Below are 12,772 nucleotides of genomic sequence, written 5' to 3' on the forward strand. Positions count from 1 at the left end.
GCTGGTCAAGTACCCTTGAGGGGTGAACTTTCCTGTGATGAATGACCTCGCTGTGTCCATGCTGGGCGGTGCGGGACCGGTGCAGCCAAAAATGGCTTCCTTCCTGCCCGATTGGCTGAACCCCCAGGTCTTCCTGGCCGATCCCGCGCTCGCTCCCTGGGTGGTTCTGCTGGTGTGCGGAATCGTCTTCGCCGAAACCGGGCTGCTGGTGGGGTTCTTCCTCCCCGGGGACTCCATGCTGTTCACCGCGGGCCTGCTGGTGGCCACGGACACCATCAAATTCAACATCTGGCTCCTGGCCCTGCTGATCGTGGTTTCGGCGATCATCGGCAACCAGACCGGCTACCTCATCGGTTCCAAGGCCGGCCCCGCAATTTTCAACAAGCCAAACTCGCGGCTCTTCAAACGTGAAAATGTCGAAAATGCGCATGCCTTCTTTGAAAAGCACGGTGGCAAGGCCCTGATCCTGGCCCGGTTTGTGCCCATCATCCGTACCTTTGTCCCCGTGATCGTTGGCGTTGCGCAGATGAGCAGGAAGAAGTTCTTCATCTACAACGTCATCGGCGCCGCGCTGTGGGGCGGCGGCGTGACGCTGCTCGGTTACCTGCTGGGCGACAAGGTTCCGTGGGTCCGGGACAACCTGGACATCATCTTCATCGCCATCGTGCTGGTGTCGGTGATTCCCATCGGCATCGAGGTCCTGCGCGGCCTGTCCGCCAAGCGCCAGGCGCAGGCCTACGGCACCGATCCGGTTGATGAGTTCATCGAGGAACACGAGCCGGAAGAGGAGCAGAAGACTCCCCGCAACATCCGCGGCGGCCGCCCGGAGTAGCAGCCGTCCCGCCACCACATTGTGAAAAAGAAGGTGCCCACCCCGCCGGGGTGGACACCTTCTTTTCGTTGGCTTGCCTCGCCGGCCGGCTCCTAGCCGGCTGCCTCCAGGGCTGCCACGATCGACGGCAGCAGTGCCCGGAAGGCCTTGCCGCGGTGGCTGATGGCATTCTTTTCCTCGGCAGAGAGTTCGGCGCAGCTCCGGTCCTCGCCTGCCGGCTGCAGCACGGGATCGTAGCCAAACCCGCCTGTCCCCCGGGGTTCACGCAGGAGGATGCCCTCCAGCTGCCCGTACTCCACCACTTCGCGCCCCGGGCCTTCCGCGCCGGGCGGCATGGCCAGCGCGGCGGCGCAGACGAACGCGGCGCCGCGGTGCTCGTCCGGAACGTCGGAGAGCTGGTTCAGCAGCAGGTCCAGGTTGGCGGCGTCGTCCCCGTGGCGCCCTGCCCAGCGGGCGGAGAAGATCCCCGGAGCCCCGCCCATGACGTCCACGGCCAGCCCTGAGTCGTCGGCGATGGCCACCAGTCCGGTGGCGCCGGCCACGGCGCGCGCCTTCAACAGCGAGTTCTCGGCGAACGTCACGCCGGTTTCTGCGACGTCCGGCGCACCTGCCGCCGCAGCGTCCACCACCTGGGTGTCGACGTCGAGCCCTGGTACCTGCCCGCGCAGCAGCTCACGGAGTTCGCGGAGTTTGCCTTTGTTGTGCGTGGCGAGCACCAGCCGTGGAGTGCTGCCCGCAGGGGTTCCGCTCACAGGGATTCCGCGAGGGTTTCGCGCTGGATGGCGGCGAGCTGGGCCGTTCCCAGCAGGGCCAGGTCGAGGAGCTGGTCCAGTTCCGCCCGGTCGAAGGGAGCGCCCTCCGCGGTGCCCTGCACCTCCACGAACTTGCCGGATCCGGTAACCACCACATTCATGTCGGTCTCGGCGCGCACATCCTCCACGTAGGGCAGGTCCAGCATGGGAACGCCGTCGATGATCCCCACGGAGACGGCGGCAATGGTGTCCACGAGCGGCTCGGCCGTGCGGGCAATCAGCTTGTTGTCCCGGGCAAACCGGATGGAGTCGGCAAGCGCCACATACGCTCCCGTAATGGCCGCCGTACGGGTGCCGCCGTCGGCCTGGAGGACGTCGCAGTCCAGGACGATGGTGTTCTCCCCCAAGGCCTTGGTGTCGATAATGGAGCGCAGCGAACGACCGATCAGACGCGAAATCTCGTGGGTGCGGCCGCCGATCTTTCCCTTGACGGATTCGCGGTCGGACCTGGTGTTGGTGGCGCGCGGCAGCATGGCGTATTCCGCCGTGACCCAGCCGCGGCCCTCGCCCTTCAGCCAGCGCGGGACACCGGGGGTCAGCGAGGCCGTGCACAGCACCCGGGTGTTGCCGAACTCGATGAGTGCCGATCCCTCAGCCTGGTTGGACCATCCGCGGGTGATGCTGATGGGCCGGAGCTGGTCGGGGGCACGGCCGTCGGCGCGCACAATGGGCACTGCAGTTGCTTCAGATGTCATGCCCCCAGCTTATCGAGTGCCGGCGCGGCTAGATGGTGTAGTGCACGCCTGCCACGGCAACGGCCACGTCGCCGGGGAACACAGGACGGGCTTCGGCCATGACGGTGGTCTGGGAGGTCCATACCGGGATGTGGGTCAGCAGGAGCCGCCGCGCACCGGCCGCCGCTGCAGCCTCCCCCGCCCGTTTGCCGGTCAGGTGGACATCCTTGATCTCGGCGTCACGGCCTTCTTCGAAGGCTGCCTCGCACAGGAACAGGTCCGCATCCTTGGCGGCTTCCTCAAGCCCTGCGCAGGAATCCGTGTCGCCGGAATAGGTCAGGACCCGGGACACCGGTGTGCCGTCCCTGCCGGGCTCCACCACCTCCACCCGCAGGGCGTACGCCTCCTCGATGGGATGGTTGACGGCGAAGGGGGTCACGGTGAAGGGGCCAACGGTCACGGGTTCGCGTTCGGTCCAGTTGGTGAAGTCGAATTCCTCATGCATGCCGGGGTCCAGGTCCAGCCCGTAAGCGGTTGCCATCCTGTCGGCTGTGGCGGCGGGCCCCCACACGGGAATCCGGCCGCGGTCCCAGCCGCCGGGCTTCCAGCGGATGGCCACATGCAGCCCGCACAGGTCCATGCAGTGGTCCGGGTGCAGGTGGGTGAGGAAGATCGCGTCGATGTCCTCCAGGTCGGTGTAGCGCTGGATGGCTCCCAGCGCACCGCTGCCGAGGTCCATCACCACCTTCCACGTCCGTTCACCGTCCGTGGCGGTCAGGAGGTAGCACGACGCCGGGGAGCCCGGCCCGGGGAACGAGCCCGTGCATCCCACGATGGTCAGCTTCACAGGGCGGTCCCTCCGGCTCGGTGGGCACCGGCCAGTCCGCCGCCAACGAAGTTGGAGATCCGGGGGCGGTCGCGCGCACTCTGCGCAGCGGCGATCATCTCCGGGGTGATCCGCGCCAGGCTGCCTGTGGGGTACTGCGCGGCCACATGGTCCACGTGGCGGACGGACAGCACCTCAGGGCCCAGGAAGCGCCGGGCCAGCGCCTCGAACTGTCCGGCGTCGCCGGTGGCCACGAAGTGGTGCTCGGGCGGGGTTTGGGAGGTTCGCTGCAGGTTGTGGGTGGCCAGGGCGCGGTACACGTCCTTGGCGGTTTCCTCGGCACTGGAGACCAGCGTGACGTCCGCGCCCATGACGTAGGAGATCACGCCCGTCAGCAGCGGGTAGTGCGTGCAGCCCAGGACCACGGTGTCCACACCGGCGGTCTTCAGCGGCGCAAGGTATTCCTCCGCCACGGCGAGCAGCGCCGGGCCCGTGGTGATTCCGGCCTCAACGTAGCTGACGAACTCCGGGCAGGCCACGGAGGTGATCTCCAGGTCAGGCGCGGCGGCGAAGGTGTCCTCGTACGCGCGTGAACCAACGGTGGCGGACGTGCCGATGACGCCCACCCGTCCGCTTCGGGTGGCGGCAACGGCGCGCCGCACGGCGGGCTGGATGACCTCAATGACCGGGATGCCGTACTTGGCGGTGTAGCGCTCGCGGGCATCCCGGAGGACAGCCGCCGACGCCGAATTGCAGGCGATGGTGAGCAGCTTAACGCCGGAGTCCACGAGTTCGTCCATGACGCCCAGGGCGTTGGCCCGCACCTCCGCGATGGGGAGCGGCCCGTAGGGCCCGTGGGCGGTGTCCCCCACGTAGAGGATTGACTCATTGGGCAACTGGTCGATGATGGAGCGGGCCACGGTGAGCCCGCCGACACCGGAATCGAACACACCGATGGGACGGGTTTCCGGGGCAGCGTCCGGAAACCCGCTGCCGGGGTCCGTGTCCTGCGCTTCCGCCGGTGGTTCCATGCTCGGGGCTGTAGTCATGATTATTCGAGGATAGGTGTTCCCGGAAGCGTCAGCCATCATCTTGTGTCCTGCGACTCATGTCGTCTGCGTCACAGCGGACGGCCTCCCCCTGGCCGCCGTGGCTCACCGGCGGGATTCCATGGACTGCAGCATGGCCTGGACCAGGGACTCCTGAAGCCAGGTGGTGAAGTTGTACACGAGTGCCAGGTAGCTCTCCACGTCCTCGGCCTGGGACCAGTCCTGCATGCGGTGGACGTGCTCGGCGTCCGCCTCGTCCCGGATGTCCAGCCGCTCCGCCAGGACCAGCCGCACATCGTTCAGCGCCATGGACCAGTGCTGCGCCCCCTCCGGCGTCAGGACGATCTCGTCCCTGTCCAGGTCCAGCGCCGCGGCGCGCAGGGCCCCGATCTTTGTTTCCCGGAGAGAACGCTCGGTGAGCTGGCGGAACTCAAGGGACGCGCCGCCGTCGTCCTTCACCACGTTGGGGAGCAGCCGCTTTACCGCACGGTCCGTGGGTTCGGCCACGTCCATGTCCAGGCCGATCAGCGCTGCCAGCGGGTCCTGACCGGTGCGGTCCTCGGGCTCAAGCATGGAGATGACGTCGTCGATCAGGCTGCGCAGCAGGTCCCGTTCAGCCGGTTCAAGGTAGCCGGTGATGCCTTTGAGCCCGTATTTAAATGCCTTAGCCACGTTTTCCCTTACCCTGGCGCGGACCGCCGGACTTGCCTGATGCGCCGCCGTTGCCGCCGCTGGCCTTTTCCACCGTGGCCCACAGGCCGAACCCGTGCATGGCCACGGCGTGGCGCTCCACCTGCTCCTTGCTGCCCGAGGCGACGATGGAGCGGCCCTTCTTGTGGACCTCCATCATCAATTTGTTGGCTTTCGTCTCGGAGTAGCCAAAGTAGCTTTGGAACACGAAGCTGACGTAGCTCATCAGATTGACGGGATCGTTCCAGATCACCAGGTTCCAGGGGATGTCCGGCGCGGTCAGGGAGTCGGTGGACTCTGCCGTGCCGGTCCGGGTGCCCTCCTGTGTACCAGTGCCGGGCGCAACGCTTATGGTCATCTGTCCATTCTATGTTGGGGTTGGGCCCACGCCGGCGAGGGCCCCACGGCGAAGCGAAGCGAGACGAGGGAGCCGGTGGGTGGGCCCACGCCGGCGAGGGCCCCACGGCGAAGCGAAGCGAGACGAGGGAGCCGGTGGGGACTAGAGTGACTTTCGTGAGCACCTCAGCCGGCTGGGACCATCCCCGCACGTCCTTTTACACCGACCACTACGAGCTGACCATGCTGCAGGCGTCCCTCCATTCCGGGGCCGCGCACCGCAGGTCCGTGTTCGAGGCGTTCGCGCGGCGGCTGCCCGACGGCCGGCGCTACGGCATCGTAGCCGGAACCGGACGGCTCCTGGAAGGCATCGCGCAGTTCCGCTTCGGCGACGCCGAACTGGAGTTCCTGGAGCGGACCCGGGTGGTCAACCGGGAGACGCTGGAGTACCTGGCCAACTACAAATTCTCGGGCGACATCTGGGGCTATGCCGAGGGCGAGGCGTACTTCCCCAACTCCCCCATCCTGATCGTCGAGGCCTCCTTCGCCGAAGCCTGCATGCTGGAGACCTACCTGCTGTCCGTACTTAACCACGACACCGCCATTGCCTCCGCCGCTTCCCGGATGGTCAGTGCCGCCGGTGGCCGGCCCTGTATCGAGATGGGTTCCCGGCGCACCCATGAGGAAGCCGCCACGGCATCAGCCCGCGCGGCCATCATTGCCGGTTTTGACAGCACGTCGAACCTTGAAGCAGGCATCCGCTACGGCGTGAAGACCGTGGGCACCGCAGCCCACTCGTTCACGCTGCTCCATGACACCGAGCGGGAAGCCTTCGAGGCCCAGATTGCCTCGCTGGGCGAGGGCACGTCGCTGCTGGTGGATACGTACGACGTCGAAAAGGCAGTCCGCACGGCAGTGGACCTGGCAGGGCCCCGCCTGGGCGCCGTCCGGCTGGACTCCGGCGACCTGGTGGCCCAGGCGCAGTGGGTGCGCAGGCTGCTGGACGACCTCGGCAACGAACACACCAAGATCGTGGTGACCTCGGACCTGGACGAGTACGCCATCGCCGCCCTGCAGTCGGCGCCGGTGGACTCCTACGGCGTGGGAACGTCCCTGGTAACCGGTTCCGGAGCTCCCACCGCCAGCATGGTCTACAAGCTGGTCAGCCGCGCCGGCGACGACGGCAACTTCGTGTCCGTGGCCAAGGCGGCCAAGAACAAGGCCAGCGTGGGCGGGCGCAAGTACGCGCTGCGGAAGCTGGACGAACGGGGCACCGCCACCGCGGAGGTGGTGGGCGTGGGACACCGGCCGGAGGACGACGGCAATGACCGCCCACTGCTGCAGCAGTTCATGAAGAACGGCGAGCTGCTGCCGGGCTGGACCGGCTACGACGGCGTGCTCCGCGCACGGCAGCGCCACGCCGACTCCATGGCCGAGCTGCCGTCCGTGGTCAACCGCCTGCAGCGGGGCGAGGCCGCCATCCCCACTGTCTACGAGGAAAACTGAAGGAGCACTTGATGTCCCGCGCTTTGATCATCGTGGACGTGCAGAATGATTTCTGCGAGGGCGGCTCGCTCGCCGTTCCCGGCGGCGCGGCCGTGGCAGGGGCCATCAGCGAGTACCTGGATGCCCACAACAGCGAATACGACTACGTGGTTGCCACCCAGGACTGGCACGTGGACCCCGGCAGCCACTTCTCGGACACCCCTGATTTCAAGGAGAGCTGGCCGCCGCACTGCGTGGCCGGCACCCGCGGAGCCGATCTTCACCCGGATCTGGACACGGAGTACATCGATGCCTACTTCCGGAAGGGCCAGTTCGCCGCCGCCTACTCAGGCTTTGAGGGACTGCTGGCCCCGGAGGACGCCGTTCCCACCGGGGAACGCCAGGCCGGCGGACTGGCCGGCGCCAGGGAGTCGCTGGAGCCCGATGAGGGCGCCATCGGCCTCGATGACTGGCTGCAGAGCCACGACGTGGAGGACGTGGTGGTGGTGGGCATCGCCACCGACTACTGCGTAAAGGCCACCGCGCTTGACGCCGTCCAGGCCGGCTACGGCGTCACAGTGGTACGGTCGCTGACCGCCGGCATCGCCGAGGACCTCGAAGACACGGTGGCCGAACTGGAACTCGGCGGGGCCGACATCGCCTGAGCCGCTACTTGCGGCCCACGAACCAGTCCTGGAGCTTGCGCAGCCGCGACTTCAGCTGCTCCTCGTTGGCCTGCGCCACGGGGGGACCGCCGCAGACCGTGCGCAGCTTGGTGTGCACCACGCCGTGCGGAGTCCCGGTCCGGGCAGCCCAGGCAGCGACGTTCTTGGCCAGTTCATTGCGCAGGTCCATCAGCATCCGGTGGTCAGGAACGGCCGGGGCCTGGCTTTCGGCTGCAGCGGGCGATTTCCGGTTCTTCCGGTTCAGCTGCTCATGCTGGCGCTGGCGCAGCAGCGTCCCCACCTGCTCCGCGTCCAGCAGGCCGGGGATCCCCAGGAAGTCCAGCTCGTCGTCGGACCCCACTTCGCCGCCGGTGCCAAACTCGCCGCCGTCGAACAGGACCCGGTCAAAGGACGCCTGCGAGTCCAGCGCCTCGAACTTGCCCTTGGTCAGGCTGTCGGAGGCCTTTTCCTCGCGGTTGGCCTCCTCCATGAGCGAGTCTTCGGGGTTGAACAGCCCGTCCCCGTCCTCCTTCTCCGGCCGGTCCAGGGCGTGGTCGCGTTCCATTTCCATGGAGTTGGCCAGCGCCATCAGCTGCGGCACCGAGGGCAGGAAGACCGACGCCGTCTCTCCCCTTTTACGGGCACGCACGAAGCGGCCCACGGCCTGGGCGAAGAACAGCGGCGTGGAGGTTGAGGTGGCGTAGACGCCGACGGAAAGGCGCGGAACGTCAACGCCTTCGGACACCATGCGCACGGCCACCATCCAGCGCTTCTCGCCGGCGGAGAATTCCTCGATCTTGCTGGAGGCCTTGGCGTCATCGGACAGGATGACAGTTGGCGACTCCCCGGTGATCCTCTTCAACTGCCCCGCGTAGGCGCGGGCGTCCTCGTGGTCGGTGGCGATGACCAGGCCGCCGGCGTCCGGGACGGTGCGCCGGACCTCGCTGAGCCTTTTGTCCGCCCCGGCCAGGACCGCTGGGATCCACTCCCCTGCCGGGTTCAGCGCCGTCCGCCAGGCGTGGCTGGTGATGTCCTTGGTCACCGCTGCCTCACCGAGGGACGCCGCCATTTCCTCGCCCGCGCTGGTCCGCCAGCGCATCTGGCCGGAGTAGGCCATGAACATCACGGGCCGGACCACATGGTCGCGGAGGGCGTTGCCGTAGCCGTAGGTGTAGTCGGCCTTGGAGCGGCGGATGCCGTCCCGGTCCTCGGCGTATTCGACGAACGGGATGGGCGAGGTGTCGGACCGGAACGGGGTACCGGTCAGGGACAACCGGCGCACGGCGGGATCGAACGCCTCGCGCAGGCCGTCGCCCCAGGACAGGGCTTCGCCGCCGTGGTGGATTTCGTCCAGGATCACCAGGGTCCGGGCCGCTTCAGTCTTGGCCCGGTGCAGCAGCGGCTTGCTGGCCACCTGCGCATAAGTGACGGCGACGCCGATGAAGCCGCGGCCGTGCTGGCCGTCGGAGTTCTTGAAGTTGGGGTCGATGGCGATCCCCACTTTGGCGGCAGCATCCGCCCACTGGCGCTTCAGGTGGTCAGTGGGCGCCACGATGGTCACCCGGTTCACGGCACCGGAGTCGATGAGCGTGGAGGCGATCCGCAGCGCGAAGGTGGTTTTACCGGCACCCGGGGTTGCCACCGCAAGGAAGTCCCGCGGACTGCTCTTCAGGTAGAGGTCCAGGGCTTCCTGCTGCCAGGCACGGAGTTTCGGGGCGGTTCCCCAGGCTGCGCGTTCCGGATAGGCCGGAGGCAGGGTGGGGCCGCCAAAGAGCGTCTCCGTCACTACTTGTTGCTGCCCGAGTCCCCTCCGGGACCCTTGCCGCCGTCATTGCCCGGCCGGAGGCCTTCGTAGACCTCCTTGCACATGGGGCAAACCGGGAACTTCTGCGGGTCCCGGCCCGGCGTCCAGACCTTGCCGCAGAGGGCGATGACGGGCTCCCCGGTCAGCGCGGACTCCATGATCTTTTCCTTCCGCACATAGTGCGAAAAGCGCTCCCGGTCCCCGGGTTCCACTTCCTGGCGCAGTTCCTCGCGCTCAATGGTGGCCGTGGACGATCCAGCCCCGGAAAGCTCGCGCATCGGGTCGTTGTCGAGAGGGTCCGTCATGCTAGTCATGGCATTCATCTTAGCCGTTCCACGGTCCGGGCGTTCGACGGCGGCACGCCCGTGGCAGGGTCCGGCGCCGGCCGCCGTCGTACTTTTTCATGGTCGGCGGCAGCGCCTGCAAGGCATCTAAAGCCCCTGCCAGGCCGGCTTGTTCTCGTAGGTGTGGCGGTAGAAATCCGCCAGTTTCAGGGCGGAAGCGGCGGCCTCGTCCAGCAGGACCGTGGCGTGCGGATGGAACTGCAGCACGGACGCGGGGCAGATGGCTGCCACCGGCCCTTCCACGAAATCGCGGACAGCCTGGGCCTTTTGCGCCCCCGTTGCCAGGAGGATCACGTGCCTGGCCGCCATGATGGTGCCCAGTCCCTGGGTAATGACATGGTGCGGCACCTCCGCGAGGCTGTTGAAGAACCTGGCGTTGTCCCTGCGGGTCTGCTCGATCAGGCTCTTGATCCTGGTCCGGGATGCGAAGGAAGAGCCTGGTTCATTGAAGCCGATATGGCCGTCGGTGCCCACGCCCAGCAGCTGCAGGTCCACACCGCCCGCCGCGGCGATGGCCTGTTCGTACGCGTCGCACGCTGCGGGAATGTCGGTTGCGGTCCCGTCGGGGCCATGGACGTTCTCCGGCGCGATGTTCACCCGGTTGGTGAATTCACGGCGGACCACCTCACGGTAGGACTCGGGATGGCCTGCCGGCAGGCCAACGTATTCGTCCAGCGCGAATCCGGAGGCACGGCTGACGTCCAGGCCCTGTTCGTGCCGGGCGGCCAGTTCGTCGTAGACGGGCAGCGGCGAGGACCCCGTGGCCAGGCCTAGGACGGCGGCGGGCTTGCGCCGGAGCAGCTGTTCAATGGCGTCGGCTGCGAGTTTTCCGATCTGCCTGCTGCCGCCCAGGATGACGATTTCCATGGTGTTCCTTCCGGGATCTTGTCAGCGGTTGACGGTTACCTGCGCCAGGAGCTCGGGCCCCCGCGCCTCGATCCACTTGCCGCCCAGGCGGACGCCGGCCAGGAAGAGGGCCAGGCCAACGATTGTTCCTGCGGCCAGGTTGAGCCAGCCGAACAGGACGTTCCCCGTGACAGCCTGGGCAACCAGCAGCGCGGCCTCGGGCAGGACCAGGACCATCAGGACCAGCATCCCCACGAACTGCACCGCAAGGGTCTGGCCCACGTTGCCCGGTGGCTTCTTGAACGGGCTGTCGCCCGGCAGCGGGACAGTAACCGTATACCGGGCCGACACCACCGAGGACAGCCCCAAGCCCGTGAAGAGGATTCCCAGGCTGAATCCCAGCTGGCCAGGCAGCGCTGCCCAGTTGTGCGTGAAGGCCGCGCACCCCACGGCGAACACCAGCACCACCGGCAGCGCGAAGGTCAGGCACGCAAGGGCCCTGCCAAGCCGGTCCGCTACCCCGCGGACCCCGGTGGCCAGGTGCAGCGCAAAGGCTGTGTTGTCATAGGAGACGTCCGCGGAGATGGACCAAGCCAGGATGAAGGCCGAAACCGGGGCGAGGAAGGCAAGGCTGCCGTAGCTGCCGGTCTGGGCCCCTTGGAAAGCCAGCACCACCGGAAGCAGCGGGATCACCACCAGCGAACCTGAATACCGCGGGTCCCGAAGCCAGTAGGTGAGCGACCTGGCCATCACGGCGCCGGCGGGGGTGGCCGGCAGCACGCCGAACAGACCCAGGCGGCCGCCCCTGCGCTTTCCGGCACCGGCAAATGGCGGGGTGACCAGCGCGCGCTCGAGCAGCAGCTTCCAGCACCAGGCCAGGGCGCCGAGGACCGCCACGGACACCAGCAGCTTCACAGCGGCCTGCCCGGGCCTGCCGGACGCGATGTCGCCGCCGAGCGCCCACGGTGCTCCGAGCGGAGTCCAGGACAACGTCCGGGCGAACCCGGGCAGGAACCCGGTGGACGCGCTGATGCCGCGGCCAACCCCCGCCACGATGGGTCCCAGCAGGACCAGGGGCACCATGAACGCGATGGCGCTTATGTCCTTGAAGCGCCGGGAAGCAGCAAGGCTTGCCGTTGCGGTGGTGACCACCTTGGCCAGCACGACGCAGGTCATCACGCCCAGGGCTGCGCCCAGGAGGGCTGCGAGCGCGGGAAGCACTCCGCGGGACCAGGTCACCACCGTGGACAGGGCCACGAGCACGGTGGCCAGGCCCGGGATGCCGATCAACCCGCCCAGGGCCAGGCCGGCGAGCAGCTGCTTCATGGGAACCGCAAAGGTGGTGAAGCGCGCCGGATCAAGGGTCATGTCCGTGGCGGATGCCACCACCGGTATGACGCCCCACCCAAGCACGGCGGCGGAGCCGCCGAGGACAACTGCTGTGTGTGCGGTCTCGGGGCCTGCGTTGCGCAGCAGGACCAGGGCGATGATCAGTGTTGCCACGACCCCGAGGGCATAGAGCCCCGCGATGGCCATGCCCACCAGCTGCCAGGGGCTGCGGCGCAGCCCGTTGCGCAGCAGCGTGAGCTTGAGCCTCAGAAGGTGCGCAACCATTCCAGCCCTTCCGTGTGGCTGTGGCCGCCAACCAGCTGCACAAACCGGTCTTCAAGGGAGGCGCCGGCGCGGACCTCGTCCACGGTCCCCGCTGCCAGCAGCCGGCCACAGGCCACCACGGCAACGTGGTCGCACATGCGCTGCACCAGATCCATCACATGGCTGGACACGATGACGGTCCCGCCGGAGGCCACATACCGGTCCAGGATGGAGCGGATGTTCGCGGCTGATACCGGGTCGACCGCTTCGAAGGGCTCATCCAGGACCAGGAGCCGCGGGGCGTGGATCAGGGCGGAGGCCAGCGCGATTTTCTTGGTCATGCCGGCCGAATAGTCCACCACCAGCGTGCCGGCGTCCTGCGTCAGGTCCATGGCCGCCAGCAGCTCCCCCACCCGGGCAGCCACTACGGCTTTGTCCATGCCGCGCAGCAGCCCGGCGTACGTGATCAGCTGCTCCCCGGTGAGCCGGTCGAAGAGCCGGACGCCGTCAGGCAGGATTCCCATCAGCCGCTTGGCTTCCAGCGGGTGCTGCCAGACATCAACCCCATGCACCACCGCAGTGCCGAAGTCGGGGCGCAGGAGGCCGGTGGCCATGGAGAGCGTGGTGGTCTTGCCCGCGCCGTTGGGGCCCACGATCCCGAAAAAGGAACCCGCGGGAACTTCCAGGCTGATGCCGTCCACCGCGATCTTCCCGCCGAACCGCTTGGCCAGCCCGCGGATGGAAAGGGCCGCCACGGGCCCGGTATTCGACGCCTGGTCAGGGATCGGAGCAGTCATGATGCCAGCCTAGCCGCGG

Annotated in this window: 14 protein-coding genes; 3 read left to right on the forward strand and 11 right to left on the reverse strand. The window is 67.7% G+C overall.

The genetic code is table 11. The features are described 5' to 3' along the window. Positions 1 to 37: 37 nt before the first annotated feature. Entirely contained in the window at positions 38 to 832 is a 795-nt protein-coding gene (locus FBY36_RS00685; protein ID WP_142122419.1) for a DedA family protein, read from the forward strand. Between the two features lie 92 nt (positions 833 to 924). On the opposite strand, the gene rdgB is transcribed toward FBY36_RS00685, so the two are convergent. The 6 genes from rdgB to clpS all read right to left on the reverse strand — a co-directional run bounded on the left by rdgB (position 925) and on the right by clpS (position 5,241). Then, positions 925 to 1,584, reverse strand: coding sequence for an RdgB/HAM1 family non-canonical purine NTP pyrophosphatase (rdgB, locus tag FBY36_RS00690; RefSeq protein WP_142116889.1), 660 nt, complete (start codon positions 1,582 to 1,584; stop codon positions 925 to 927). Next, on the reverse strand, positions 1,581 to 2,339 hold the full coding sequence (gene rph / locus FBY36_RS00695) for a ribonuclease PH (protein ID WP_142116890.1): 759 nt from the start codon (positions 2,337 to 2,339) through the stop codon (positions 1,581 to 1,583). The genes rdgB and rph overlap by 4 nt, the downstream gene beginning before the upstream one ends. A 28-nt stretch (positions 2,340 to 2,367) precedes the next feature. Then, positions 2,368 to 3,165, reverse strand: a complete 798-nt coding sequence (locus FBY36_RS00700) for an MBL fold metallo-hydrolase (protein WP_142116891.1) — start codon at positions 3,163 to 3,165, stop codon at positions 2,368 to 2,370. Further along, entirely contained in the window at positions 3,162 to 4,175 is a 1,014-nt protein-coding gene (gene murI, locus FBY36_RS00705) for a glutamate racemase (protein ID WP_142122420.1), read from the reverse strand. Before murI ends, FBY36_RS00700 begins: the two co-directional genes overlap by 4 nt. A gap of 123 nt (positions 4,176 to 4,298) precedes the next feature. Next, positions 4,299 to 4,865, reverse strand: coding sequence for a DUF2017 domain-containing protein (locus FBY36_RS00710; RefSeq protein ID WP_142116892.1), 567 nt, complete (start codon positions 4,863 to 4,865; stop codon positions 4,299 to 4,301). Continuing rightward, positions 4,858 to 5,241 (reverse strand): ATP-dependent Clp protease adapter ClpS, encoded by a 384-nt coding sequence (gene clpS, locus FBY36_RS00715; protein ID WP_142116893.1) that lies wholly within the window; start codon positions 5,239 to 5,241, stop codon positions 4,858 to 4,860. Before clpS ends, FBY36_RS00710 begins: the two co-directional genes overlap by 8 nt. Positions 5,242 to 5,396: 155 nt before the next feature. Here clpS and FBY36_RS00720 point away from each other — a divergent pair, with 155 nt between their 5' ends. Together FBY36_RS00720 and FBY36_RS00725 are read left to right on the forward strand one after the other, a co-directional pair. Then, positions 5,397 to 6,725 carry a nicotinate phosphoribosyltransferase gene (locus tag FBY36_RS00720; RefSeq protein WP_142116894.1) on the forward strand — a complete coding sequence of 443 codons (1,329 nt, stop codon included), beginning with the start codon at positions 5,397 to 5,399 and terminating at the stop codon, positions 6,723 to 6,725. A gap of 11 nt (positions 6,726 to 6,736) precedes the next feature. Further along, positions 6,737 to 7,369 (forward strand): isochorismatase family protein, encoded by a 633-nt coding sequence (locus FBY36_RS00725; RefSeq protein ID WP_142116895.1) that lies wholly within the window; start codon positions 6,737 to 6,739, stop codon positions 7,367 to 7,369. Between the two features lie 4 nt (positions 7,370 to 7,373). Here FBY36_RS00725 and FBY36_RS00730 read toward each other — a convergent pair whose 3' ends face one another. From FBY36_RS00730 to FBY36_RS00750, 5 genes are all read right to left on the reverse strand, one after another. Then, entirely contained in the window at positions 7,374 to 9,155 is a 1,782-nt protein-coding gene (locus FBY36_RS00730) for a DEAD/DEAH box helicase (protein WP_142116896.1), read from the reverse strand. After that, positions 9,155 to 9,496 (reverse strand): DUF3039 domain-containing protein, encoded by a 342-nt coding sequence (locus FBY36_RS00735; protein ID WP_142031611.1) that lies wholly within the window; start codon positions 9,494 to 9,496, stop codon positions 9,155 to 9,157. Before FBY36_RS00735 ends, FBY36_RS00730 begins: the two co-directional genes overlap by 1 nt. Positions 9,497 to 9,604: 108 nt before the next feature. Continuing rightward, positions 9,605 to 10,384 (reverse strand): glucosamine-6-phosphate deaminase, encoded by a 780-nt coding sequence (gene nagB / locus FBY36_RS00740; RefSeq protein WP_142116897.1) that lies wholly within the window; start codon positions 10,382 to 10,384, stop codon positions 9,605 to 9,607. 21 nt (positions 10,385 to 10,405) lie between these two features. Further along, on the reverse strand, positions 10,406 to 11,977 hold the full coding sequence (locus FBY36_RS00745; protein WP_142116898.1) for a transporter: 1,572 nt from the start codon (positions 11,975 to 11,977) through the stop codon (positions 10,406 to 10,408). After that, complete coding sequence (locus tag FBY36_RS00750; protein ID WP_142116899.1) at positions 11,959 to 12,753, reverse strand: ABC transporter ATP-binding protein; 795 nt, start codon at positions 12,751 to 12,753, stop codon at positions 11,959 to 11,961. The genes FBY36_RS00745 and FBY36_RS00750 overlap by 19 nt, the downstream gene beginning before the upstream one ends. Positions 12,754 to 12,772 lie beyond the last annotated feature (19 nt).

Origin of the sequence: Arthrobacter sp. SLBN-122, from assembly GCF_006715165.1 — a bacterium.
Classification (GTDB): domain Bacteria; phylum Actinomycetota; class Actinomycetes; order Actinomycetales; family Micrococcaceae; genus Arthrobacter.